Source organism: Streptomyces sp. NPDC047017, assembly GCF_040644175.1.
Lineage (GTDB): Bacteria > Actinomycetota > Actinomycetes > Streptomycetales > Streptomycetaceae > Streptomyces.
This window is the reverse complement of sequence record NZ_JBEYVW010000010.1, coordinates 195,118-219,010: the sequence shown is the minus strand read 5'-3', so window position 1 is coordinate 219,010 and position 23,893 is coordinate 195,118. Positions and strand designations below refer to the sequence as shown.

20 protein-coding genes and 1 tRNA gene are annotated in these 23,893 nt (G+C 73.9%); 8 read left to right on the top strand and 13 right to left on the bottom strand.

Going from position 1 to position 23,893, the window contains the following annotated elements; all coding sequences use genetic code 11:
* Nucleotides 1–11 precede the first annotated feature (11 nt).
* Both ABZ858_RS19135 and ABZ858_RS19130 read left to right on the top strand, forming a co-directional pair.
* On the top strand, nt 12–266 hold the full coding sequence (locus ABZ858_RS19135; RefSeq protein WP_361379362.1) for a hypothetical protein: 255 nt from the start codon (nt 12–14) through the stop codon (nt 264–266).
* Nucleotides 263–1,348 carry a zeta toxin family protein gene (locus ABZ858_RS19130; protein ID WP_361379359.1) on the top strand — a complete coding sequence of 362 codons (1,086 nt, stop codon included), beginning with the start codon at nt 263–265 and terminating at the stop codon, nt 1,346–1,348. The genes ABZ858_RS19135 and ABZ858_RS19130 overlap by 4 nt, the downstream gene beginning before the upstream one ends.
* A gap of 5 nt (nt 1,349–1,353) precedes the next feature.
* Here ABZ858_RS19130 and ABZ858_RS19125 read toward each other — a convergent pair whose 3' ends face one another.
* Nucleotides 1,354–1,911, bottom strand: coding sequence for a hypothetical protein (locus ABZ858_RS19125; protein ID WP_361379356.1), 558 nt, complete (start codon nt 1,909–1,911; stop codon nt 1,354–1,356).
* A 46-nt stretch (nt 1,912–1,957) separates the two neighbouring features.
* On the opposite strand from ABZ858_RS19125, the gene ABZ858_RS19120 reads away from it, so the two are divergent.
* Nucleotides 1,958–4,609 carry a hypothetical protein gene (locus ABZ858_RS19120; protein ID WP_361379353.1) on the top strand — a complete coding sequence of 884 codons (2,652 nt, stop codon included), beginning with the start codon at nt 1,958–1,960 and terminating at the stop codon, nt 4,607–4,609.
* Between the two features lie 79 nt (nt 4,610–4,688).
* Nucleotides 4,689–6,041, top strand: a complete 1,353-nt coding sequence (locus ABZ858_RS19115; protein WP_361379350.1) for a hypothetical protein — start codon at nt 4,689–4,691, stop codon at nt 6,039–6,041.
* A 31-nt stretch (nt 6,042–6,072) separates the two neighbouring features.
* On the opposite strand, the gene ehuA is transcribed toward ABZ858_RS19115, so the two are convergent.
* The 4 genes from ehuA to ehuB are packed head-to-tail and all read right to left on the bottom strand — an operon-like array spanning nt 6,073 to nt 9,122.
* Nucleotides 6,073–6,858, bottom strand: coding sequence for an ectoine/hydroxyectoine ABC transporter ATP-binding protein EhuA (gene ehuA, locus ABZ858_RS19110; RefSeq protein ID WP_361379347.1), 786 nt, complete (start codon nt 6,856–6,858; stop codon nt 6,073–6,075).
* Complete coding sequence (gene ehuD, locus ABZ858_RS19105) at nt 6,848–7,498, bottom strand: ectoine/hydroxyectoine ABC transporter permease subunit EhuD (RefSeq protein ID WP_361379344.1); 651 nt, start codon at nt 7,496–7,498, stop codon at nt 6,848–6,850. The genes ehuA and ehuD overlap by 11 nt, the downstream gene beginning before the upstream one ends.
* Nucleotides 7,495–8,208 (bottom strand): ectoine/hydroxyectoine ABC transporter permease subunit EhuC, encoded by a 714-nt coding sequence (gene ehuC, locus ABZ858_RS19100; protein ID WP_361379341.1) that lies wholly within the window; start codon nt 8,206–8,208, stop codon nt 7,495–7,497. The genes ehuD and ehuC overlap by 4 nt, the downstream gene beginning before the upstream one ends.
* Nucleotides 8,205–9,122 carry an ectoine/hydroxyectoine ABC transporter substrate-binding protein EhuB gene (ehuB, locus tag ABZ858_RS19095; protein WP_361379338.1) on the bottom strand — a complete coding sequence of 306 codons (918 nt, stop codon included), beginning with the start codon at nt 9,120–9,122 and terminating at the stop codon, nt 8,205–8,207. The genes ehuC and ehuB overlap by 4 nt, the downstream gene beginning before the upstream one ends.
* 118 nt (nt 9,123–9,240) lie before the next feature.
* Here ehuB and ABZ858_RS19090 point away from each other — a divergent pair, with 118 nt between their 5' ends.
* From ABZ858_RS19090 to ABZ858_RS19080, 3 genes are all read left to right on the top strand, one after another.
* A complete protein-coding gene (locus tag ABZ858_RS19090) occupies nt 9,241–9,972 on the top strand; it encodes a decarboxylase (protein WP_361379335.1) in 732 nt (243 codons plus the stop codon).
* Nucleotides 9,973–10,240: 268 nt separating this feature from the next.
* A complete protein-coding gene (locus tag ABZ858_RS19085) occupies nt 10,241–11,395 on the top strand; it encodes a glutathione-independent formaldehyde dehydrogenase (RefSeq protein ID WP_361379551.1) in 1,155 nt (384 codons plus the stop codon).
* Nucleotides 11,396–11,508: 113 nt separating this feature from the next.
* Nucleotides 11,509–12,597, top strand: coding sequence for an LLM class flavin-dependent oxidoreductase (locus ABZ858_RS19080; protein WP_361379332.1), 1,089 nt, complete (start codon nt 11,509–11,511; stop codon nt 12,595–12,597).
* 9 nt (nt 12,598–12,606) lie between these two features.
* Here the strand turns inward: ABZ858_RS19080 and ABZ858_RS19075 are convergent, their stop codons facing one another.
* On the bottom strand, nt 12,607–14,679 hold the full coding sequence (locus ABZ858_RS19075) for an EAL domain-containing protein (protein WP_361379329.1): 2,073 nt from the start codon (nt 14,677–14,679) through the stop codon (nt 12,607–12,609).
* A gap of 388 nt (nt 14,680–15,067) precedes the next feature.
* On the opposite strand from ABZ858_RS19075, the gene ABZ858_RS19070 reads away from it, so the two are divergent.
* A complete protein-coding gene (locus ABZ858_RS19070) occupies nt 15,068–16,483 on the top strand; it encodes a M6 family metalloprotease domain-containing protein (RefSeq protein WP_361379326.1) in 1,416 nt (471 codons plus the stop codon).
* Nucleotides 16,484–16,519: 36 nt separating this feature from the next.
* On the opposite strand, the gene ABZ858_RS19065 is transcribed toward ABZ858_RS19070, so the two are convergent.
* The 7 genes from ABZ858_RS19065 to ABZ858_RS19035 form a co-directional block, all read right to left on the bottom strand.
* Nucleotides 16,520–16,593, bottom strand: a tRNA-Lys gene (locus ABZ858_RS19065).
* Nucleotides 16,584–17,258 carry a bifunctional DNA primase/polymerase gene (locus ABZ858_RS19060; protein WP_361379323.1) on the bottom strand — a complete coding sequence of 225 codons (675 nt, stop codon included), beginning with the start codon at nt 17,256–17,258 and terminating at the stop codon, nt 16,584–16,586. Before ABZ858_RS19060 ends, ABZ858_RS19065 begins: the two co-directional genes overlap by 10 nt.
* A gap of 138 nt (nt 17,259–17,396) precedes the next feature.
* Entirely contained in the window at nt 17,397–17,771 is a 375-nt protein-coding gene (locus ABZ858_RS19055) for a hypothetical protein (RefSeq protein WP_361379320.1), read from the bottom strand.
* 923 nt (nt 17,772–18,694) lie between these two features.
* Nucleotides 18,695–20,071: an AAA domain-containing protein gene (locus ABZ858_RS19050; RefSeq protein WP_361379317.1), complete on the bottom strand. Its 1,377-nt coding sequence runs from the start codon at nt 20,069–20,071 to the stop codon at nt 18,695–18,697.
* Nucleotides 20,068–21,663: a hypothetical protein gene (locus ABZ858_RS19045; RefSeq protein ID WP_361379314.1), complete on the bottom strand. Its 1,596-nt coding sequence runs from the start codon at nt 21,661–21,663 to the stop codon at nt 20,068–20,070. Before ABZ858_RS19045 ends, ABZ858_RS19050 begins: the two co-directional genes overlap by 4 nt.
* Entirely contained in the window at nt 21,654–22,820 is a 1,167-nt protein-coding gene (locus ABZ858_RS19040; RefSeq protein WP_361379311.1) for a hypothetical protein, read from the bottom strand. The genes ABZ858_RS19045 and ABZ858_RS19040 overlap by 10 nt, the downstream gene beginning before the upstream one ends.
* Nucleotides 22,771–23,730 carry a phosphatase PAP2 family protein gene (locus tag ABZ858_RS19035; RefSeq protein WP_361379308.1) on the bottom strand — a complete coding sequence of 320 codons (960 nt, stop codon included), beginning with the start codon at nt 23,728–23,730 and terminating at the stop codon, nt 22,771–22,773. The genes ABZ858_RS19040 and ABZ858_RS19035 overlap by 50 nt, the downstream gene beginning before the upstream one ends.
* Nucleotides 23,731–23,893: the final 163 nt, after the last annotated feature.

Below are 23,893 nucleotides of genomic sequence, written 5' to 3'. Positions count from 1 at the left end.
ACGAGGACGCCATGAACGAGGAATCCCGCACCCAACCGTCCCTGCGCGCCTACCTCGGCCGCTACGCCGCCGGGCTGGTCCCGCGTGAGGAGATGCTCACCACGGTGGCGAACTGGCCCTTCGAGCAAGAAGAGCTGGAAGAAGGGCACCCCGCCCCCACTCATCAGGACAACACGCGGTCGGTGGTCACGGCGGCCCGCCTGCTCGGTCAGCTGACCCGCGAGGACCTGGAGGAGATCCAGCACAGGACAGAGCGACGGCAGTGACCTCCCACGGACGGGAAGCGCGCCTGGACCCCGCGTACCAGGAGCTGTATCGCGCGCTGCAACGCCGCATGGGCCCGGGTGGTGACCTCTCGCCCGGCGAGCACGACACCTTCGGCCGGTACCGGCACGGTGTGCTGTGGACCCCGGAACGCGAGCGCGTCCACATGGCGATCCTGGACGACTTCAGGCAGCGCTGCGCCGGCCTGCCCCGCGACGGCCACGCCGCACTCCTGACCGCGGGCGCACCCGGCGCCGGGAAGGGAGGCGCCCTGCGCGGGCTCGCCGACTGGCAGCACCGCGACGACGAACTGGGACGTGCGCTGGCCGAAGTGCACGGCGTCCACGTGCGGGACTACGTCGTACTGGACCCCGACGAGTTCAAGGTGGCCCTGTTCGAGCACGGTGGCGGCCCCGAGCTGGGCTCCGAGGCGTACGAGCTGCCCGGTGGCCGCCGGCTGTCTCCGTCCGAGACGGCCTCGCTCACCCACCGGGAGTCCGCCTACCTGCAAGGCGTCTTCGAGCAGTGGGCACGCGCCGAGGGGTACAACCTCCTGTACGACGCCACCCTGCGGGATCAGCGGTGGAACGAGAAACTGCTCGGCGATCTGCGCGGTGACGGCTACGACAAGCGTGTCCTGCTGTCGGTCGAGGTGCCGCTCGACCGGTGCCTGGCGCAGAACGCGGCTCGCTGGCAGCACGGGCGAGCCGACTTCGACGCGGGACGCGACTGGTACGGCGGCCGGATGGCCCCCGAAGGGTTGATCACGGACCTGTACGCGCGCAGCACGACCGGGCACGGTCACTCCATCGGCCGCGAGAACGCGGAGAAGCTGGTCGCGGGCGGCCTGGCCACCGGACTGATCACCTCGGACCGGGGTCTCCCGGCGCGTGCGAGCACTCCCGGGCCATCAGCCGCCCAGGGCTTCCGGCAGGGCGACGCCCTGGTGCGCATCGCCGCGGCGGGACGGCTGCGGTCAGGGGCGGCCACGGCGACCGGGATGCCGGGGCCGCGGACGGCCACCCCGGCGCCCAGGACACCGCCGGTGCAGTCCCCGGCCGCCCGGAACCCCAGGTCGCGATGAGTCGGCTACTGCTGCTGCGGGGGGCTGAAGTGGTCGATGCCTTCGAGGAGACCCTGCTTGCGTTCCAGGCTGTCCAACAGCCACCGGCGGTCGAACCTGCTCGGATCCTTCCGGTACATCGCCCGGCCGCGATCCGAGGTGAACAGCTCTTCGGGAATTCGGTCCGCGTCCTCGGGCAGGAACTTGAAGACTTCCTCCAGCACGGCGAGTGCGTAGGTCCACTTCGCCCGGTGCTGTCGGTGCTCGGCGGGCGGCGTGTTCAGCAGCCGCAGACTCGCGTCGGTGCCCACCTCGTCGCTGACCCACATGAACTCGCCCGGATCGATGATCCGCGACGGCTCGGGGCCACCGAAAGCGGGCGGCGCGGGCGGAAGTTCGTCCGTCATCCGGAACTCGAACGTGCGCATGCGACCGCATTGAGGACAGGCACCCTCGTACACCGCGACCATCGCACCGTCGCGCTGCTCCAGACGGTGCGTGCGCTCGAAGCTCTCGGCCCCGCAGGCGCAGGCGTGCAGGTCCATGTAGAGATGCGCTTCTTGCGTCGAACGGGCGATCAGCATGGGAAGATCCTACGTGCTGTGAGCCAGGCGAAGGGGGAGAACGCCAGTGGATCAGGACCCGGCCGACCGGGGTACCGACCCGGCTCGGAACGGACAGTCACGGGAGCCCGTCACCATCACCGCCACCGATGTGGCGGGCAGCCGCTTCGCGGGTACGTCCGTCCCGGGACCGGGCACCGCGTCAGGCCCTGACCAGGCGGCGATCATCGCGCAGGCGGAGAGCGCGCTGCCGTTGGTCGTGCAGAGCCTGTACGGGGAACGGCTTCGCTCGATCGCACTGGTCGACAGCGGAGACGACCGCCACTTCGTGCTCACCGACCACCGGGGCGGCACGATGACGCTGGGACTGGACGCCGTTCCTCTGCCCTCGCAGGTGGTCGCCCGGACGTATGTCAACACCACGTCCGACAACCACTTCGTGCAGCTCTCCGACCGGATGGACCCCCAGCAGGCGGGCCGGGCCCTGAGCCACGAGGTGGGCGAGCTGCTGGCCGTGCGCGACCGCGCGGCCGCGGGCGCGGAGCGGGTCCGTGACGACATGCTGGTACGAGGGCCCCTCGCCGCCGACCGGTTCTCGCTGTCCGAGGAGGATCTCGGCCGGGTCGGCGAGCTGAACTACCTCGCCGCCCGTATGCGCGATGCGAGTCTCGACGACAGGCAGCGTGCTGAGGCGCGCCAGGAGTTCTCGGCTCTCGTGGATCACACCGGGCTGCGAGCCGTGGCCACGGCCGAAGACGTGTCGTCCCGGTCACTTCAGGAGTATGCCGCCAGGTTCCGCTTGGATGCTGTCAACCCGTACCTGACACCCTTGTCCAGGGAGGCGATGGCCCAACTCGCCCACCCCGTCGAGCAACTCCCTCCCTCCGACGCCCGCGCCCTGCTGGACTTCCGTGACCGTGCCGGACAGGCGCAGGCGGCCGTCCAGCCGGAGCTGGGCGCACACCCCATGCCGGGTTTCCGGCCGGACGGCTCTCCCGTCCCGCGCGCGGAGCTGGCCGCGGCGGCGGCCGACGCCGCCGGGGCCCGTACGGAAGCCAGCCGGGCGACGCTGGAGCAACTGCGCGCGGAGGCCGCGGCGACGGGGGAGTGGCCGGCCCGAAGGGTCGTCATCGGCGGTGGGGCGAGTCTTGTCGGCCGTGACCCGGACGCGTTGCTCATCGACGCACGGGGCCGCTGGCACCTGGACCCCGGCGAGGGCATCGTCCAGTCGGCCGACCAGGTGCGTGACATGCGTCTGACCGGTCTCGGCGACGCCCACCAGTTCGGGGACGGCACGAGTCGGGTCCCGCGCGACGCGGTCCGGCTGTGGGAGGACACGCTCGCCGTACGCGGCCCGGTGATCGACGGCCAGGCCCGTCTGCTCGCCGCCGCCGACGGCCACCTCTACGCGCACATCCGCCCCAACGGTGTCCCGGCCGACGGATCACAGGACGTGTACGTCAAGGTGGAGGGCGTGCCGACCGTCGCCACCGGTCTGCCGCCCGAGATGGTGCCGGGCGTGGACCGGGAGACGCAGAATCTGCGTGAGGCGGTCGAGGCGCTCGGCGCGCGAGTGCCCGCCGATGCCCCCGTCCAGCCGCGCCTCGCCGGTGCGGCCACCGCTCAGGAGGCACTGCGGCTCCTGAACGACGAGGGCCTGGTGGACTCACTCCGGGCCGACCCCGCTGCGCGTGGAGCGCTGCAGACCCTCGATGCCACGGCACAGTGGGAGCAGGCCCGGACGCAGGCGCCCGGCCGGGTGTTCATCGGTGACGAGATCGCCGAGAACCGTTTCGACCCGCAGGCCGAGGGTGCCCCCAAGACGTGGGTCATCGCGGGCGCGGGCGGCACCGGCGTGGCCAATGCCGAGATCATTCTCGAGGCCGACCCGGAAGCCCGGGTCACGATCGTCGGTCCGAACCTGCCACCGGCGTTGGAGAACCAGGTCCAGTTCAACGCGATGCGCCGGCGCTTCGACTCCGGCTACGGCGGCGACGGGCGGCTCACCATCGACATCGACCGCGGCAACCGGGTCGGCGCCGTCCAGCTGCTCACCGGTCCGGACGGCCGGCCGCGGTTCCGCGCGGGAAGGGCGGAGGCCGACGGGTTCGTCGGCTGCCTCGGCCGCACCTCACCCCTGCCGCAGGCGCTGCGGGAACTGGGCGATCGGGCCAGGGGCGCAGGTGGCGGTGTCCGAGGGGATTTGATGTTCGACCAGGACCGCCAGTACTTGGGCTACGGGCTCACATTCGAGTCAGGTGAGCGGCAGTTCCGTGTCGAGGTGACCGGTGCCGCGTCCAGATCGCTGCCCCGCGATGTCTTTCCCGCCGAGACCCAGCGGTCGCTGGCGGCGATGAACGGACGGCAGGTACCCGCCCAGAGCGGCAACGCGGCCCCCGGCTTCGCTCCCGCCGCCTGGCAGGCGGCCCAGCTCGCCGCGGCCCGGGACCAGGGCACCGTACAGCTGCACGGCACGGTGCCCGAGGGCTGGCTCCGGCCCGGCGAGATCACCCGCTCCGCGGCGGCTTCCCCCGGCGGTACCGGCACCGTTCGTCCGGCCAACCCGCTCGGTGGCGCCGCCCATGCCCAGTCGGGCCGCCTCCCGTCCGGACCGGGGCATCGCCCCGGCCAGGTGCCCGGAGCTTCCCCTGTGGCGCAGGCGCCGCGCGTCCCCCGCCCACCGCGGCCCGGGGCCGGTGGACGTGGCTCGGCGCGGTGACGATTCGGTGCGCACGGCCGGGACACGCCGCCACCGGGGACCTGGACAACCACCACACGGCTCAAGGAAAGGACACCCCATGCCCAGGGCTCGGATGACCGTGGCGGCGGCGGCGCTCGCCGGGATGCTGCTCGCCGGATGCGGGAAGGGCGACGGCGGTAGCTCGGGTGCCGGTGAGGGGCGCCAGGGGGCCGGTGCGGGCGGGAGCGCCGCGCCGGTGAAGCTGAGCGTGCCTCCCGCCTACGACGGCGCCAAGGGCTGGGACCAGGAGATCGGCTGGGTTCCGCGGGACGCCGACGCCGACCCGGTGGCGACGGACGGGAAGACCGTCGCCTACATCATCCGGTCCGGTGACGGATACGCGGTCCAGGCGCGGGACGGCGCCACGGGCAAGGTGCGGTGGACGAGCGCGCCGTACCGGACTCCCCCGGCGGAGGACCGGCACGCCCAATGGGCCATGCTCACGCCCCGGCTGACCGCGGTACGGCAGGGCGGCCGTACCTACTTCGCGGCCTGGGCGGTCGGGGAGCAGCCCGGTGACGCCCTCACCAAGAGCCAGGAGGTCACCCAGATCGGCATCTACCCGGCGGACGCCTCCGGCGGCTCGGTCGAGCCGCTGCACGACCTCTCGGTTCCCGACGACGGACTGCGGTCGGGGCTGATCCGGGTCCGGGACAGCGGCGCCGGGCTGCTGATCACCTGGGAGACCGCTGATGAGCACAGTGTGGCCGTGGACGCGGTGACCGGCGCGGTGAAGCGGTACGACGACGCGAACGGCCTGCCCGGCTGCTCGGACTGCTGGGACAGCGCGGTCGTGGCCGTCACCACGAAGGGCCCCGTCGTGAGCGGGCGGCCGGGCGGGCTGACCGTACCCGGTGGATGGACCGGCAAGGACATCGCGCCCAAGAATGTCAAGGACGGTGAGACGGGCACCCTGACAGGCGTGAACGACGGCGTGTTCGTCGCCCGCTGGCGGCAGGCCACCGACACCGACGGCACCGATGCCCCCGTCTGGTCCGTGCACGACCTGGAGAGCGGCCGGCTGCTGGTGGGCGCGGAATGCGACAACGGCAGGGACGACGACGATGCCCGCACCCTCGTCAGGTCCCCGAACGGCACTTACGCCGCCTTCGGTTCGGTCGTCTTCGACGTCAAGGCGGGCCGGACGCTGTGCCTGACCGGTGAGGGGAACCGTCGCACCATCGAGGTCGTCGCCCTCGCGGACGACGGCACCGCCTACGGCGTGACGGGCACCGACATCTCAGCCGAGGTGTCCACCCGCCCCGCCGTCGAGGTGAACGTGGGCACCGGCTCGCCGAGGGCCCTGCCCGAAGGCACCCTGGCGCCCTTCGCGACGCTGCCCGGCGGAGCCGTGTTCACCCAGCGGGAGAACGGCGCGGGAATGCGCCTGTCGGTGCGGCGGAAACGCTGAGGGCGGCCCACCGTTCACGCCGCGCCGCCCCTCACAGCACCGCCCGCAAGAACTCCCGGGTCCGCGCCTGTTCCGGTGCGCCGAAGATCTGTTCCGGGGGGCCGGACTCCACGACGTGGCCCGCGTCGAACATCAGGACGCGGTCGGAGATGTCCCGGGCGAAGCCCATCTCGTGGGTCACGCAGAGCATGGTGATGTCGGTGGAGCGGGCGATGTCGCGCAGCACGTCCAGGACGCCCGCGACCAGCTCCGGGTCGAGCGCCGAGGTCACCTCGTCCAGGAGCAGCACCTGCGGGCGCATCGCCAGCGCGCGGGCGATCGCCACCCGCTGCTGCTGGCCGCCGGAGAGCCGGCCGGGCCGCATGCCGCACTTGTCGGACAGGCCGACCAGCTCAAGCAGCTCGCGGGCGCGGGCCTGCGCCTCGTCCCGGGACAGGCCGAGCACGGTGACCGGGGCCTCGGTGATGTTCCTGAGCACCGTCATGTTCGGGAACAGGTTGAAGTGCTGGAAGACCATCCCGATCTTCTTGCGGATCTCCCGGACCTGCTTCTCGGGGGCCGGGAAGAGCCGGTCCCCGTCGACCGTGATCGTGCCCTCGTCGGGCTTGGTCAGCGTCATCAGCAGCCGCAGGATCGTGGTCTTGCCCGAGCCCGAGGGGCCGATCAGCGTGACGTGCTTGCCGGCGTCGACGGAGAAGTCGAGGCCGTCCAGGACCGTGTGGTCGCCGAACCGCTTGGTCACGTTCTCCAGCCGGATCAGCTCCCCTCGCGGGGCGGCGGCGGGACCGTCGGGATTCTTGGCGGTGTCAACGGACAAGACGTCGCTCCAGTGCTCGCAGGAGGAGGGAGGCCAGAGAGGAGACGAGGATGAAGGCCACGCCGATCACGGTCAGCGGCTCGGTGAACTGGAAGTGCTGCTGCGAGAAGAGCCGCGCCCGCCCGAGCATCTCCAGCACGGTGATCGTCATCAGCAGCGGCGTGTCCTTGAGCATCGAGATGACGTAGTTGCCCAGCGCCGGCACCACCCGGCGGATCGCCTGCGGCAGGATCACCGCCGTCCAGGTCCGCCGGCGCGGCAGGTTCAGCGCGAGCGCCGCCTCCCACTGCCCGGCGGGCACCGCCTCGATACCGGCCCGGTAGACCTGCATCGTGTACGTCGAGTAGTGCAGGCCGATCGCCAGGACGCCGGTGGCCAGGGCGGACAGTGTCAGGCCCCACTCGGGCAGCACGTAGAAGAGGAAGAACAGCTGCACCAGCAGCGGCGTGTTCCGGACGAACTCCGTCACCGCGCCCACCGGCCAGCGCGCCCACCGGCTCGGCGTGCGCATCAGCAGCGCCCACACCAGGCCCAGGGCGAAGGAGATCACCGAGCCGAGCGCGAGGGCCTGGAGGGTGACGAGCAGGCCGTCCCGGAAATGCGGCATGAAGTCGCGTACGGCGCCCCAGTCCCAGTTCACGCGGCACCGCCTCCCGCCCGGGCGCCCACCGGTTCACGGGCCGGGCCGGGCTCACCGCCGGGCGCCTTGCCCACACCCGCCTTCAGCCGCTTCTCCAGGCCCCGCATCAGCCGGGTCAGCGCGAACGCGATCACGAAGTAGATGACCAGCAGGTACGTGTAGATGTGCGCGCTCTCCTGGAGGGCCAGGCGCACCAGATTGCCGCTGAACGCCAGGTCGCCCATGCCCATCACCGACACCAGCGAGGTGCCCTTGAGCAGCTCGATCAGCAGGTTGCTGAACGGCGGGATCATCTCCGGCACCGCCTGCGGCAGCAGCACCAGCCGCATCCGCTGCCAGGGCGTGAAGCCGAGCGCGATGCCGCCCTCCCGCTGCGCCGGGTCCACCGCGTTCAGCGCCCCGCGCACGATCTCCGCGCCGTACGCCCCGTACGTCAGGCCGAGCGCCAGTGTGCCCGCCCACATCGGGACCAGCTGCCAGCCGAAGGCCGGCGGCAGCACGAAGAACACCCAGAAGATCATCACCAGCGCCGAGGTGCCGCGGAACACCTCCGTGTAGCAGCCCGCCAGGAAGCGGACGATCCACAGCCGGTGGGTACGGGCCAGGCCGGCCGCGAAGGAGACGGCGGTGGCCAGCAGCGCGCTGAAGAACAGCAGCTGCAAAGTGACCCAGACGCCCTTGAGGACGAGTTCCCACAGTCCGCTCGTCATCCGCCGCACAGCTCCTTCGCGGTCAGCCGCGTCATCTCGTCCGCGGAGAACCCGAAGGGCCGCAGGATGCGGAACAGCTCGCCGCTCTTCTTCAGCTTGCGCAGCTCGGTGTTGAAGGCGTCCCGCAGCCGGGTCTCGGTCAGCCGGAAGGCGAAGCCCCCGCCGTCCACGTGCGGCTTGCCCTTCACCAGCGGCGCGAACGCCTCGGTCGCCTCGGCCTTGGCGGACTTGCGCGCCACCGCCCGGGTGGTCAGGGCCGTACCGGCGAAGACGTCCACCCGGCCCGCCTCGACGGCGTTCAGGCCCGCCACCTGATCGGGGACGATCAGGATGTCGCTCTCCCGGTAGCCGGCCTCCACCGCGTACTGGATCTCCGCGTAGCCGGTCCCGGTGGCGAACCTGGCCTTCTTCGCCACCACGTCCCGGTAGTCGTGCAGCCCCTTCGGATTGCCCTTGCGGACGATGAAGGAGTCGAGCATCTGGTAGTCGGGGTCGGCGAAGAGGACCTGCGCGCAGCGGTCCGCGTTGATGTACATGCCGGCGGCGACGACGTCGAACTGCTGGGAGTTCAGTCCCGGGATGAGCGAGCCGAACTCGGTGGGCACCGGCTGCACCCGGTCCACGCCCAGCCGTTTGAAGATCACCCGGGCCAGTTCGGGCGCCTCGCCCGTCAGCTCACCGTCCTTGTCGATGTACCCGAACGGGATCTCGCCCGCGATGCCGAGCCGTACGACGCCCTGGGCCCTGAGCCGGTCCAGGAGATCGCCGCCGTTCTCGGTGGACACCTTCGCCACGCGGCTGCAGCCGGCGGCGCCCAGCGCGCCGAGCGCCGCCGCCCCCACCAGCAGCGACCGGCGGCCGGGCCCGGATATTCGCCCGCGTCTGCCTTCGCCATGTGCATGTGGTCGAGCCATGAGCGCGCCGCTACCCCACCGAATCCAAGTTATGCGAAGGAAATTGACGGCGACGCTGGGTACCCGCAGGGCGACGGCGTGACGAGAGCGTGACGAGACGAGAGCAGGAAGGCTGGACATGACCGCACTCGGATTCCTCTACCCGGGCCACTCCGCAGAGGACGACTATCCGCGCATCGAGCAGCTCCTGGGCAGTGACATCCGGCTGGACCTGGTCCACACCGGGGCGGGCGAGGACACGTACCGGCCCGGGGCGCCACGCGGGACCGGCGCGGTCGAGGAGCTGGCGCGGAGCGGGGAGGGGCTGCGGCTGTCCGGCGCGGAGGCGGTGGTGTGGGCGAGCACCAGCGGCGGTTTCGGGTACGGCTGGGAGGGCGCCCACCAGCAGGTGCGCGCCCTGGCCCGCGCGGTCGGCATGCCGGCCTCCTCGACCTCCTTCGGCTTCGTGCACGCGGTGGGCGAGATCGGGGTGCGCCGGGTCGCGGTCGGGGCGACCTACCCGGACGACGTGACGGCGCTGTTCGCGGACTTCCTGGGCGCGGCCGGCATCGAGGTGGTCGCCGCGCACAGCGCCCGCCTCGCCTCGGCGCGGCGGGCCGCCGAGTGGGGCGAGCCGGAGCTGCTGGCCCTGGCACGGGCGGCGGACACCCCGGCGGCCGAGGCCGTGCTGCTGCCGGACACGGCCCTGCACACCGCCTCGCACGTCGGGGCCCTGGAGGAGCAGCTGGGCAAGCCGGTGCTCACCGCCAATCAGGTGAGCGTGTGGGAGGGCCTGCGGCTCACCGACCGCCGCGTCAACGCGCCGGGCCTCGGCGCGCTGTTCACCCGGGAGCCGGTCGTCCAGGTGTGAGGACGGGCGCCAGGAAGGACGCCGGGACGGGCAGGTACGGGCGGGGGTTGCGGGTGCCGCCGCGGGGGCGTTACCTGGAGGTGTCCGGCGGTGCGGTGAGCACGCCCCGCGGCCCAGGCACCGGCCCGGCACCGCCCGTACGCGGGGGTGGGCGCGGCCACGTGCCCGCGCCCGGGCAGCGCCCCGTCCGGCCCCGCGGCCGACCGTCCCTGTCGCCGCCGCCGTCGCTCGATGCCGTCGTCCAGCGATCGACGCGGAGGTGACCGAAGTGAAAGCCGTCGTCTACGAGAAGCCCTTCGACGTGGCGGTGCGGGACGTCGACGACCCGCGGATCCAGCACCCCAACGACGTGGTCGTCCGCGTCACGTCGTCCGCGATCTGCGGCTCCGACCTGCACATGTACGAGGGCCGTACGGCCGCGGAGGCGGGCATCGTCTTCGGCCACGAGAACCTCGGCATCGTGGAGGAGACCGGCAGCGGCGTGACCTCCCTGGCCGAGGGCGACCGGGTCGTGATGCCGTTCAACGTCGCCTGCGGGTTCTGCAAGAACTGCCTCGCCGAGAAGACCGGATTCTGCCTCACGGTCAATCCGGGGTTCGCCGGCGGAGCCTACGGTTACGTCGCGATGGGCCCCTACACCGGTGGCCAGGCGGAGCGGCTGCGAGTGCCGTTCGCCGACTTCAACTGCCTGAAGCTGCCGCCGGGGGAGGAGTTCGAGACCGACTTCGTGCTGCTCGCGGACATCTTCCCGACCGGATACCACGGCTGCGAACTCGCCCAGGTCTCGCCCGGCGAGTCGGTGGCCGTCTTCGGCGCCGGGCCGGTGGGCCTGATGGCCGCCTACTCGGCGCTGCTGCGCGGCGCGGCGAAGGTGTTCTCGGTGGACCGGGTGCCCGAGCGGCTGGCCAAGGCGGAGGAGATCGGGGCCGTACCCATCGACTTCACCCGCGGCGACCCGGCCGGGCAGATCAAGGAGCTGACCGGCGGCGAGGGCACCGACAAGGGCGTGGACGCCGTCGGCTACCAGGCCCAGGCGCACGACGACGCCAGCCACGAAGAGCCCGCCGTCGTGCTGAACACGCTGGTCGAGACGGTACGGCCCACCGGCATGCTCGGTGTGCCGGGCCTGTACGTGCCCTCCGACCCGGGCGGCCCCGACGAGCACGCCAAGCACGGCCGGCTCCTGGTCTCCATCGGCAAGATGTTCGAAAAGGGCCAGCAGATGGGCACCGGCCAGTGCAACGTCAAGCGGTACAACCGCCAGCTCCGCGATCTGATCATCGCCGGGCGCGCCCGGCCCAGCTTCGTGGTCTCCCACGAACTGCCGCTGGACCAGGCCCCCGAGGCGTACGAGAAGTTCGACAAGCGGATCGAGGGCTACACCAAGGTGGTCCTGCACCCCGGGCACGCGCTGGCCGCGTGAGACGCGCGCGAGCGCATCCGGACGGGAAGGGACGGAGGCCGCGGAAATAAACGGGGACCGTCTCCTGTTGACGGCGGGCGGAACGAGCACGGCCAACCAGCAGGAGGCACCCCGTGGCGGCAGACGAGATCCGAGGCAAGGCAGCGGGCAGCGCGTCCGTCCCCCTGTCCGTACTGGACCTGGTGACCGTGGGCGCCGGGCACACGGCCACCGAGGCCCTGCGCACCGGCGTCGCCCTCTCCCGCCTCGCCGAGCGCCGCGGCTACCACCGCTACTGGGTCGCCGAGCACCACTCCATGCCCGGTGTGGCCTCTTCCTCACCGGCCGTGATCCTCGCCCACCTCGCCGCCCACACCGAGCGCATCCGCCTCGGCTCGGGCGGCGTCATGCTGCCCAACCACGCCCCGCTGGTCATCGCCGAGCAGTTCGGCACCCTGGAAGCCATGGCCCCCGGCCGGATCGACCTCGGCCTCGGCCGCGCCCCCGGCACCGACGGCGCCACCGCCGCCGCCCTGCGCCGCACCGACCACCTGAACGAGGGCGCCGACGACTTCCCCCAGCAGCTCGCCGAGCTGACCCGCTTCCTCGACGACGACTTCCCCGACGGCCACCCCTACCGCCGTATCCACGCCGTCCCCGGCCCGGTCCAGGCGACCTCCCCGGGCGGCGTGCAGTCCCCGCACCGCCCGCCGCTGTGGCTGCTCGGCTCCTCCGGCTTCAGCGCCCGCCTGGCCGGTGTGCTCGGCCTGCCCTTCGCCTTCGCCCACCACTTCTCCGCGCAGAACACGGTCCCGGCCCTCGACCTGTACCGCGAGTCCTTCCGGCCCAGCGCGGTCCTCGACGCCCCGTACGCCCTCATCGGCGTCGCCGCCCTCGCCACCGAGGACGAGAAGGAGGCCCGCCGCCAGGTACTGGCCGCCGCGCTGAACATGGTCCGGCTGCGCACCGGCCGCCCCGGCCTGGTCCCCACCCCGGAGGAGGCGGAGGCGTACGCGTTCAGCCCGATGGAGAGCGAGTTCATCGCCTCCTGGAACGCCAACGTCGTCCACGGCACCCCCGACGAGGTCCGCTCCGGCCTGGACGACCTGCACAAGCGCACCGGCGCCGACGAACTGATGATCACCAGCAACGCCCACAGCGGCGACGTACGCCTGCGCTCCTACGAACTCATCGCGGACGCCTACGGGTTGCCGTCGGCCTGAGCCGCGCACTCACCGCCGCCCGCAGGCGTGGCCGTCCAGCCCGTCCAGCAGTTCGGAGATGCGGTCCGGTGACACCGGGCGGGAGTACAGCCAGCCCTGCCCGGTGTCGCAGCCGATCCGGCGCAGCCGGCTGGCCTGGTCGGAGGTCTCCACGCACTCGGCGGTGACGGTCAGCCCCAGCCGGTGGGCGAGCTGGATCATCGCCTCGACGATCACCTCGTCGGCGGGACTCGGCGGCTCGGCCTCTGCCTGCCCGGTCTCCTCGCCCCGCGGGGCCTCTTCCCGGGGCGGCGGCCCGTACTGGAAGCCCCGTACGAACGAACCGTCCAGCTTCAGCGCCGACACCGGCAGGCGGCTGAGGTAGGCGAGGTTCGAGTAGCCGGTGCCGAAGTCGTCGATGGCGATGTGCACGCCCATGTCGCTCAGCGCCCGCAGCGCCTCCAGCGGCCGTCCCGCCGAGCCCATCACCGCGGACTCGGTCAGCTCCAGTTGCAGCAGCCCCGGCGCGAGCCCCGTCTCCGCCAGCACCCGGGCGACGTCCTCGACCAGATCCGAGTCCCACACCTGGCGGACTGCGACGTTGACGCTGACGAAGATCGGCGGCTCGTCCGGGTGGTCCAGCTGCCAGCGGCGGGCCTGGCGGCAGGCGGTGGCCAGGATCCAGCGGCCCAGCGGCACGATCGAGCCGTCCTCCTCCGCCAGTGCGATGAACCGATTCGGCGTCAGCACACCGAACTGCGGGTGCCGCCAGCGCACCAGCGCCTCCACGCCGCGCAGCCGGCCGTCCTCCATCGCGACCAGCGGCTGGTACTCCAGCGTGAACTCACCGCGCTCCACGGCCGCGCGCAGCGTGGAGACCAGCGCCTGGCGCGTCATGCGGTGCGCGTTGCGCTCCGGGTCGAACAGGGTCCAGCGGGCCCTGCCGTCCGCCTTCGCCCAGTACAGCGTCGTGTCGGCGGCCTGCATGAGGGAGGTGGCCGTCGTCCCGGCCGCCTGCCGCTCCACCACGCCGATCGACGCCGACACCGACAGCCGCCGGCCGCCGATCTCGAACGGTGCCTGGAGGGCGGTGAGCACCGACTCGGCCAGGTCGGCGAGCTGCTCGGTGCCGGTGGAGTCCTCCACGAGCAGCGCGAACTCGTCGCCGCCCAGCCGGGCCACCAGCGGGGCGTTGCCGCGGCCGTGGTCCGCCGCGTCCGCGCAGCCCGTCAGCCGCCGCGCCACGGCCGCCAGCAGCCGGTCGCCGACGCGGTGGCCGAGGGTGTCGTTGACCGCCTTGAAGCCGTCGAGATCCAGGTAGCACAGCCCGATCCGGCCGGTCCCGCCACGCGTGTACGACTCCGCCTCCAGCGCGGCCGACAGGCGCTCGAAGAACAGGGTGCGGTTGGGCAGCCGGGTCACCGGGTCGTGCATCCGCACATGCCGCAGCCGCGCCTGGAGTTCCCGGCGGGCGGTGACGTCGGTGACGGACAGGAGGACGCCGGGGGCTCCCGGGCCGTCGGCGGTCGCGGGAGCCGCGGGGGGCGCGGGGGCCGTGGGGGCTGCCGACCCTGCCGACGCTGCCGGGTCTGCGGGGGAGCCCTCCGGCGCGCGCAGGGGCGCGGCCGTGACCTGTACCCACAGGGAGCGGCCGTCGGGGTGCTTGAGGCGGCGGGTGCAGCTCAGCCGGTCCTGGCGGCCGCGCAGCACCTCGCGGTACGCGTGCCAGGTACGGGCGTCGGAGGCGAGGTCCACCAGATCGGCGGCGGCCTGCCCGGCGAGCCGGCCGGGACCGGTGCCGAGCAGCGCGCCGAAGGTGTCGTTCGCACTCACCACCAGCCCCTCCCGGTCGACGACCGCCATCGCCAGGGGCGCGGCGTCGAAGGCCGAACGGAAAGGGGGACCGGGTTCGGCCGTTCGGGTGAGGAGGGCCGGGGAGGCGGCGCCGGGTCCGGCCGGTGGAAGCGGGGGCCCGGCCGGTGGGGCGGGGACGGACGCCGAGCCGGACGGCCCGGTACCCGGAGATTCCAGAGGGTCACTCTCTGTGACTTCCGGCTGGATGAGGTCTGCCGCGGGCGTCGGCCCTTCGGACGTTCCGCTCACCGCTCGCTCCCGCAGTGCACTCGGTCTTCGTATCGGTCTCGTCGGGTGGCCGGCCGGGTGAGGATCGGCCGCCGGGCCCGTGTCCGCGCAGGAAGTGCCAGGAAAGTGTGCCGATCATAGAGGCTGACCCCCGGCCGCTTCCAGCCACTTACCGGTCCCGGTGGAGGTCCGACCCTTCTGGCAGATCGTTTCTGCCCGGATCTGGACCGGAAGTTCAGCCACTCGACCACTTGTGACGTTCCGTGAGCGGTTCGGGGTGTCGTCACGAGGGTGCCGTCACCCCTCTCATCCTTCCGATCACCCTTCCGGTGCAGACAAACAGGGCGTACCCCTACAAACTCCCACAGGCTGGGTGCGGTGTCCCCGCGAACCGCACCCGGAGGTCCACGTGCCGCGTCAGCTCCCCCTGAAGGCGCTCAGCCGTGACGCCCTCAAGGGGCTGGGCGCGGCCGCGGTGTGGCCCCGACTGCGCAGTACCGCCGCCGTGTTCACCACCCTGTCCGCGGTGGCCGCCACCTCCATCCTGACCGGCCCCTCGGTCGCCGAGCCGTTCGCGACCACGCCCTGCGCCCTCCAGCGCACCGACGCGCACCACTCCGAGGGCGTGGACACCTGGAACGCCTCCTACGTCCGGCCGACCAGGCCGCTGGACGCCGTGATGGTCTTCCTGTCCTTCCCGGACGCCGCCCCGCTCACCACCCCCGCCGAGATCGCCGCCGACCACTTCCCGGCCACCAGCCAGTTCTACGCACAGGCGTCCTACGGCCGGTTCGCCCTGCGCCCGCACCCGCTGCGGCACTGGATCCGGATGCCGCGCCCGTCCACCGCGTACGCCATGCACCGCGACTGGGACCCGCGGGACCGGGCCGTCTACCTGCGGGACGCGATCGCCGCCGCGGACCCGCAGGTCGACTTCTCCCGCTACGACGTGGTCTACCTCGTGGCCGACCCGGACGCCCCCGGGGTCGACTCGGACGCGACGAAGGTCGTCAACCTGGACACCCCGCTGCACGCCGACGGCACCGACATCCGCCGGGTGGTGACGGTCTTCGAACGGCACCCGCCGGACCGGCTGGTCCTCGCGCACGAGACGGGGCACGTCTTCGACCTGCCGGACCTCTACCACCGGCCGGCCGACGACAAGGGCGACTGGGACACCTACGTCGGCGACTGGGACCTGATGGGCAGCCAGTTCGCGCTCTCCCCGGACCTGTTCGCCTGGCACAAGTGGCGGCTCGGCTGGCTGGACCCGCGCCAGGTGACGTGCGTACGGGGCGCGGGCCCGACCCGGCTGACCCTGGAGCCGGTGGAGGCGGGCCCGGCGGGACCGGGTCCGGAGGCGGAGACGCCGGGCGTGGGAGCGCCGGGGGCGGGGGCGGGGACGGGGGCGGCGGGCGCGGGCGACGCGCCGGTGACGGGCGCCGCCGGATCGCCGCTGTTCGGAGCGGGCGGCGGGACGAAACTGGCGGTGGTGCGGACCGGGAGCGATCAGGTGCTGGCGTTCGAGGCGCGGACCTCGCTGGGCAACGATGCGGCCGGCTGCACGCAAGGGGTGCTGGTGTACCGGGTGCGCGGCGGGGTGGAGTCGGGCGGCGGGCCCGTCCAGGTGATCGACGCCCATCCGCACACCCAGGCGTGCGCGGAGAGTTCCGTCTATCCGCCGCTCGCCGACGCGCCCGTCGGGGTGGGCGAGAGCCTGACCGTGCCGGGCGACGGGGTGCGGGTGCGGGTGGACGGGCGTACGCAGTCCGGGGCGTACACGGTCGAGATCACGCCGGGCGTGGAAACGGAGAAGGCGGGATGAAGCACGCTGCACGCGCTTCATCCCGCCGTCGTCATGTGCGCCGCCAGGGACTCGAACCCCGGACCCGCTGATTAAGAGTCAGCTGCTCTAACCAACTGAGCTAGCGGCGCCTGCTGACGTCGTAGACCTTAGCATCCTGGTCGGCGGGAGGAAAAATCGAAATCCGCACGGTCTCCCGGGCCGCCCGTACGGCCGCCCACAGCAGGATCTCCGGGCCGGGCAGCCAGGGGTGGCGGATGTCCGGGGCGACCAGCCAGCGGGAGGCGGACCGGCCCGGACCGGCGGCGCCGACCGGGGCCGGGACGGTCACCGCGTCGCCGTTGCCGTGGCACAGCAGCGGCGGAACGTCTCCGGTGCGGCCGCCGCCGTCCCCCCTGCCCCGGGAACTCCACTGCTCCCACTCCAGCAGGGACGGCAGCCGGTGCGCGGTGCCGGGCGCGGTGAACAGCAGCATCCGCCCCCGGTGCACGGCCACCGGGCCCGATCCCGGGCCCTCGTCCCACAGCCGGTCCAGCATCCGGCGGCCGAAGATCGCCGGGGCGTTCACCACGTCGAAGGCCGTGCCGCAGGGCAGCACGACGGGCGCGTCCGGGCGCTCCCGCCAGAACGCGAGCGTGCTGCGCGGGTATGCCCCGGCGGAGGCGAGCCAGGCGGCGCCGTCGGCGGTGACTCCGGTGACGGCGACGGCGCTGTCGTCGGCGTCGCCGTACGGGCGGTGGACGGTGCGCAGGTCGGGACGGGGCGTGGCGGACGGTCCGTTCACTGTGCGGCTCATGTCGACAGGTCTACCTACCGTGAGCGGCCGCTTCCACTGGGTTGCCGGAAACCGGGACACGGGGTGGGGGGAGGGAGTATCTTGCCCGCCTGGCATATGCCAGCGCCGACCTCTGGACCTGTGCGCCTGCGGGGTGCGTCAGACGGGATCGGCCGGGTCGGCGTGCACGCTGCCCTCGGCCCCGCGCAGCAGGTCCCGCCCGAACTCGACCATCTTCTTGGCGTAGTCCTCGGTCCACTCCGCCCGGTCGGCGATGTCCGCCGCGCTCAGCCGGTCGAACCGCCGCGGGTCGGCGAGCTGCGCCGCCGCGATCGCCTGGAACTCCACCGCGCGGTCGGTCGCCGCGCGGAACGCGAGGGTCAGCTCGGTCGCCCGCTCCAACAGCGCCCGCGGGTCCTCGATCGACTCCAGGTCGAAGAAGTGCTCCGGATCGGCGGCGGCCTCGGCGGGCTCGAAGAGCAGGGGCGCGGGGCGTAGCCGCGGTTCGTTCCGACGCGGCGTGGGCTCCGCCATGTCTTGTCCTCCTCGGTACGGTGTGCGGACGGCGGACCCTGTGCAGGGACCCACCCTCCATTGTCTCGCGCGAGCGCAAGAGGGCGTCCGCCCCGAGCCCTCAATGCCTCCGGCCCCGCCGATGTTCCCACCCCCACCCCCCACATGACCCGGCTCCCGGCCCCCACGCCACCCGCCGCGGCCGTCAGAGCCGCCGGGCCACCCGATGCTCCCGCAGCCGTGCCGGTACCGCGTGGTTCGCCTCCCAGCCGTCCGGGCTGTTTTCATCGGCCGCCTCCGGCGGCGTGCCGGACTCCGTCCGGCGGGGGAGGCGGGAGCAAGGCGGGCGGCGGGGTGGGCGCAGGGACGGGCGGTCGGCCGGGCGGTCGGACGTGTGTGCGGCGGCAGGCAGTCGGCGCGGCCGTCAGGGTCTCAGGGCGACGCGGTGCGCCCACACGGCCCGGCTCGTGCTCCCCAGGCCACCCGGCGAGGCCACACGGCCCGGCTCACGCCGCTCCCCAGGCCACCCGGTGCGCCTCCGTAAGGGCTCGGCTCACGGTCTCCACGGCACCCGGTGCTCCCGCAGCCGTGCCAGTACCGCGTGGTTCGCCTCCCAGCCGTCCGGGCTGTTTTCATCGGCCGCCTCCGGCGGCGTGCCGGACTCCGTCCGGCGGGGGAGGCGGGAGCAAGGCGGGCGGCGGGGTGGGCGCAGGGACGGGCGGTCGGCCGGGCGGTCGGACGGGTGTGCGGCGGCAGGCAGTCGGCGCGGCCGTCAGAGCCGCCAGGCCACCCGGTGCGCCCACACGGCCCGGCTCGCGCTCCCCAGGCCACCCGGCGAGGCCACACGGCCCGGCTCACGCCGCTTCCCAGGCCACCCGGCGAGGCCACACGGCCCGGCTCACGCCGCTCCCCAGGCCACCCGGTGCGCCCCCGTAGGGCTCGGCTCACGGTCTCCACGGCACCCGGTGCTCCCGCAGCCGTGCCAGTACCGCGTGGTTCGCCTCCCAGCCGTCCGGGAACTTCACCGTGACGCCGAGCTGGACCGGTTCGGTGGACGGGTGGTCGTCCAGGAGTTCGCTCACGCCCGCGCGGCACACGACGACGCAGGCGTGCCGGTGGCGGGAGGCCAGCACGCACAGGCGGCCGGTCTCCAGGTGGAAGGCGGTGGCGTCGGGGCGGCCGGAGAGCGGGTGCAGGACGACCGTGACGTCGAACTCGCGGCCCTGGAGCCGGTTGGCCGTGTCCACGGTGACGTCGGTGACACCCACGGCGGCCAGCGCCGCGCGGACGGCCGCCGCCTGGTCGCGGTGGGCCGTGCCGACCGCGATCCGGTCGGCGGTCAGCGGTGCCGCCTCGGGCGACCGCTCCGAGACGGCCGCGCCGCCCCGCTCCAGCAGCCGCGCCACGACCGCGGCCAGCGCCCGCACCGCCTCCGGGTCCGTGCGCGGAGTGTGCCGGGCGGGCAGCTCCAGCAGGCCCCAGCCGGACGCGGCGGCCTCGTCGATCACCCGGTCGGGCCCGGAGCCGTCCGAGGGCACCGCGAAGGAGAGCCGCCGGTCCCCGGCCGCCGTGCCGCTGCGGAACGGCGTGTACGGGTAGAACGCGTCCGAGACCAGCGGCGCCGCCGACGCCGGGAGCCGCCAGGACACCGGCAGCCGGTGCTGGGGCAGGCGGGGATTGTGCGCCAGCAGGGTCGTCACCGCGGAGGCCGACGGATCGTAGGACAGCCCCGCCCACTGCTCGCCGCCCACGATCGAGAACGGGTCAAGCTGCCCCGGATCGCCCACGAACAGCGCCCGCTCGAACAGCCCGGCCACGGCGAGCAGCGCGTCCGAGCGCATCTGGTACGCCTCGTCGACGATCGCGTGCCGCCACGGCTCGTCGGTCTTCACATGCGCCCACTTCGCCGCGGTGGACAGCACGACGTCCAGTCCGGCGAGATCGGCGGCCTTCGCCGACTTCCGTACGTTCACCAGGTCGTCGAGCGCCTTGTCGTACGGGTCGGAGTCGCTGCTGTGCAGCCGCCCCACGGGCAGTCCCGGCTCCTTCTCCGCGAGCCGCAGCACCAGGTCGTCGACCTGCGCGTTGGTCTGCGCGACCACCATCAGCGGCCGTCCGGCGGCGGCCAGCTCCAGCGCGGCGCGGACCACGAGCGTGGACTTGCCGGCGCCGGGCGGGGAGTCCACGACGACCCCGCGGTGCGCGCCGTGCAAGGTGTCGCCCAGGATCGCCTCGGTGGCGCGGGCGGCCGCCGCGCCGGGGTCGAAGGCGGCCTCCCGGGCGCCGCGGGCGGCGGTGGTCTCGTCGGCGGGGGCGGTCACAGGACGTCCTCCTCGGTCACCGGGTCGGGGGCCTCCGGCGCGCCCTGCTCGCCCGGCGGGCCGCCGTGCGTCCACGGGGTCTGCTCCGGGTCGGGCAGCTTCGCGCCGCCGCGCTGCTCGTGCTCGAAGAGCGTGAAGCAGACACGGTCGCCCTTCTCCGGCACGGAACCGGCCTCGGGCTCCTTGCCGCGGCCCATCTTGTCCAGGACGCGGAGCACGACCAGCGTGCCGTCCTCCTCGCGGGCCACGCACTCGGCGGACTGCGGCCTGCCGCCCAGCGAGCGGTACACCTTGCCCCGCTCGCCCAGCTGCGGCCGGTCGTCGGTGCGCACGGTGACCAGCGGGCGCGGGCTGGGCCGCTTGCCCTCGCTCCAGGCCATGACCACGTCGGTGACCTCGCCCGCGAACGCCTCGCCGGCCAGCCGCCGCGCCGCCATGACCAGCGGGTCGTCCAGCGCCTCCTGGGCGTCGAGGCGGGCCTGCTCGCGCTCGCGGGCGGCCAGCTTGTTCGCCGCGGTGACCGCGTCGTCCCGGCGCGGCTGCGGCGGCTCCCCGGCCAGCACCCGGTCGCGGTGGCCGGTGAACGACCAGCGGTCGCGCGTCCACCGCTCCGCCACGCGCGCGCCCTCGGGCAGCGTCCGCAGCAGGTCCAGGCCGTCCCACACCTTCTCCCAGGTGGGCAGGGCGCACCGCGCCACCAGATCGCGGATCTCCCGCTCGGCGGCGGTGAGGGCGCCGAGCCGGTCGTCCGCCTGCGACCCGTCCTCGGCGGCGGCCAGGGCGCCGCGCGCGCGGTCGTAGCGCTCGATGGCGGGGGCGAGCAGCTTGTTGTCGAAGGCCGGGTCGGTGGCCGGTCCGGCGGGCGGGCACAGCAGCTGTCCGGCCGCGTCCCGCGCCAGCTCCGCGCGCAGCGCCGCCTCGGCGCCCGAGCCGTCCGCGGGCGGGGCGATCCACGCCAGCAGCGCCCCCAGGTGCTGGTCCTCCAGGCCGGACTGGCCGGTGGTCCAGTGCAGGGCCAGCACATCGGTCAGGGCCAGCAGCAGCGAGGAGCCGGGCACCCGGGCCCGCTCCCCGAAGTGGGTCAGCCACCGCCCGAGCAGCGGCACCCGCGGCGGCGCCGGGTGCGGGGCCTCCGGGTCCTGCTCGGCGGTGCGCCGGAACCGCATGGAGCGGCCGAGCAGCCGTACGAAGTCGACGCCCGCGCGGCCCGGCACGATCAGCTGCGGCGCGTCGGCGCACAGCTCCACCTCGACCTTGACCCGCTTGCCGGTCTCCGGGTCGGTGTCGGTGCGCTCGGCGGCTTCCACGTCCGCGGCGAAGGAGTCGAGGTAGGGCAGGACCACGTCGGCCAGCTCGGCCAGGAACGTGAACCGCAGATCGCGGTCGCGCGGCTGCGGCACGGCCAGCAGCCGGGGCGCGTCCCGGTCGGTGCCGACCAGCGCGCCGAGCGGGGCACCGGCCTCGCCCGCGGTGGTCAGCGGCACGAGAACCAGCGGCCGCTCGGACAGGTGCCGGTGGCGGACGGTCGCGGCGGGCTGGGCGCGCCCGGCCCGGACGGCCTCCAGGCGGGCGAGCGTGGCCATCAGGGACATGCGGCCTCCCGCGGGTGGTGCGGCTCCGCCTCCGGCAGGCCGCTGAGCGCCTCGGTCCGCAGCCGCGCGGCCCGGCGCAGCGCCGCCACCGCCGGATCGTCCGGGTCGCCCGCCTCGCCGTGGGCCGCCGCCAGCACGTCGTCCACGGTGGCCAGGCCGCCCAGCTCGGCGCGGGCCGCGCGCCCCAGGGCGGTCACCGCGCCCCGCGCGCGGGAGCGGGCCCGGCAGTGGAAGGCCAGCTCGCAGGCGGCCAGGCACTCGGGCGCGTACGTCGCCGGGACCGCCTCGACGGCGGCCGTCAGCTCCTCGGCGGGCAGCTCGGGGGAGAAGCAGGTCCCCTCGGGCAGCGCGTCGGCGATGTCCTGCACGCGGGTCAGCCGGGCGAGCTGGCGGGCGGTCACCGCGCGCTGCTTGCGCACGTCCACGGCGGAGGCGGTCGGCAGGTTGGAGAAGTCCTTGGGGCACACGAGCAGCACCCGGTGCCGCACCCGCGGGGCGGCCGTCCCGTCCTGGCCGAGCCGGGCGGCGACGTCCTCCAGCGCCAGCACGTACACCGCGGCCTGCCGGGCGGCCGTGCCCACCTTCGCCGGGTCGGCCGACCCGTCCAGCATCGGGAAGGACTTGATCTCCACGACCGTCCAGGTGCCGTCCGGGTGCACCACCACCGCGTCCGGCTCCAGGAACACGGGCGAGCCGGCCACCTCCAGGGCGAGCATCGGGTGGTCGAGGAGGGTCCAGGCGCCCGCGCCGGTGGCCTCGCGCAGCGCCAGCGCCGTACGCGCGGTGCGTCCCTCGGGGCCGACGGCGGTCAGGTCGGGGACCCCGGCCCGGCCGGGCGGCTCGGCGCCCGGGTCCAGCCGCTGGTGCACGAGGCGCAGCAGCTCCGCGCCGCCGTCCGTCTTGACCCGGGCCTCGAACGCGTTGCCCCGGGTGAGGGCGAACTGCGACTGGCCGAACGCGGACGGCGCGCCCAGCGCACCGGCCAGCGCGGTCTTGTCCACGCCCGCGCCGTCCAGCAGCGCACGCCGCCGGCAGCCCGGGTTCGCGGCCAGCGCCGCCAGCGCGCGGGCGTCCAGCGCCTTGGCCGCCACGCCGCTGCCGCGCAGCTCAGCGAGCCGGTGCCGGAGCGCCTTCCCCCGCGTCCTGGGAGGAGGCACCCGGCTCGGCTCCGGAACCGAGCCGTGTTTCGCGCTGCCGTGGAATTCGCTCACCCGCCGAAGTCTGGCACCCGCCACTGACAATCGGGGAACCCGCGCCGCCCGAGCGCCCCGCGAGCGCCGGGACCCGGGCCGTCAGCGCCGCCCTGACCCGCTCGGCAGCCCGCAGCACGAGCGGCGCGAGCACTGCCCCGACCCCCATCACGGCCACGCCCGCGACCGCGTCCAGCAGGTAGTGGTTGGCGGTGCCCATCACCACGAGCGCGGTCAGCAGCGGGTAGGCGACGCCGGCCGCCTTCGTCCAGCGCGTGCCGCCGTGCCGCCACAGCATGACCCCGCACCACAGCGCCCAGCCCACGTGCAGGCTCGGCATGGCCGCGTACTGGTTGGTCATGCCGCCCATGCCGCGCGGCGCGCTGGCGTCGGCGCCCCACCAGCCGTACGAGCTGTACTGGGCCATGGTGTCCACGAACCCGTTGTCCGCGGAGAGCAGGCGGGGCGGGCAGGTGGGCAGCAGGGTGAAGCCGATGAGGCCGATGAACGTGGACGTCATCAGCCAGGTGCGCACCCGGCGGTAGTGCTCGGCGCGGGCCCGGAACAGCCAGACCAGGATCGCCGGTGTCACCACGTAGTGCAGTGACGCGTACCAGAAGTCGGCGGGGACGCCGAGCCAGGGCGCGTGGGTGAACAGGCGGTTGAGCGGGTGCTCGGCGTTGAGGTGGAGCGCCTTCTCCAGGCGCAGGATCGCCAGGCCGTGGTCGACCGCGCCGGCGACGTCACCGCGGACCACCAGCCGGCCGGCCGAGTAGCAGGCGTACACGAGCACGATCAGCGGCAGTTCGGTCCACCACCGCAGCCGGGTCCGCGGGGCCGCCTCGATGTGCGGTGCCGGTGCCTCGGTCTGCGGCATCCGATGCCCCTCCCCCTTCTCGGTGGCTCTGCTCGTCGCTGCGGCGCGTGGTGATCTCCGGTGGTGTGTCCGGCCGGTCGTGCCACTTTACGGGGCCTGCGCCCGCCGTCGTGGGGCGCCCCGGCCCTCAAAGACGCACGGCTCGCCCCCCGGGTTGCTCCCG

Excerpts from the sequence above, each read along its gene's own strand:
- ABZ858_RS19035 (WP_361379308.1), bottom strand. The coding sequence starts at position 23,730 with ATGCCGCAGACCGAGGCACCGGCACCGCACATCGAGGCGGCCCCGCGG.
- ehuC (WP_361379341.1), bottom strand. The coding sequence starts at position 8,208 with ATGACGAGCGGACTGTGGGAACTCGTCCTCAAGGGCGTCTGGGTCACT.
- ABZ858_RS19055 (WP_361379320.1), bottom strand. The coding sequence starts at position 17,771 with ATGGCGGAGCCCACGCCGCGTCGGAACGAACCGCGGCTACGCCCCGCG.
- ehuB (WP_361379338.1), bottom strand. The coding sequence starts at position 9,122 with ATGGCTCGACCACATGCACATGGCGAAGGCAGACGCGGGCGAATATCC.
- ABZ858_RS19125 (WP_361379356.1), bottom strand. The coding sequence starts at position 1,911 with ATGCTGATCGCCCGTTCGACGCAAGAAGCGCATCTCTACATGGACCTG.
- ABZ858_RS19060 (WP_361379323.1), bottom strand. The coding sequence starts at position 17,258 with ATGAGCCGCACAGTGAACGGACCGTCCGCCACGCCCCGTCCCGACCTG.
- ABZ858_RS19090 (WP_361379335.1), top strand. The coding sequence starts at position 9,241 with ATGACCGCACTCGGATTCCTCTACCCGGGCCACTCCGCAGAGGACGAC.
- ABZ858_RS19045 (WP_361379314.1), bottom strand. The coding sequence starts at position 21,663 with ATGTCCCTGATGGCCACGCTCGCCCGCCTGGAGGCCGTCCGGGCCGGG.
- ABZ858_RS19115 (WP_361379350.1), top strand. The coding sequence starts at position 4,689 with ATGCCCAGGGCTCGGATGACCGTGGCGGCGGCGGCGCTCGCCGGGATG.
- ABZ858_RS19135 (WP_361379362.1), top strand. The coding sequence starts at position 12 with ATGAACGAGGAATCCCGCACCCAACCGTCCCTGCGCGCCTACCTCGGC.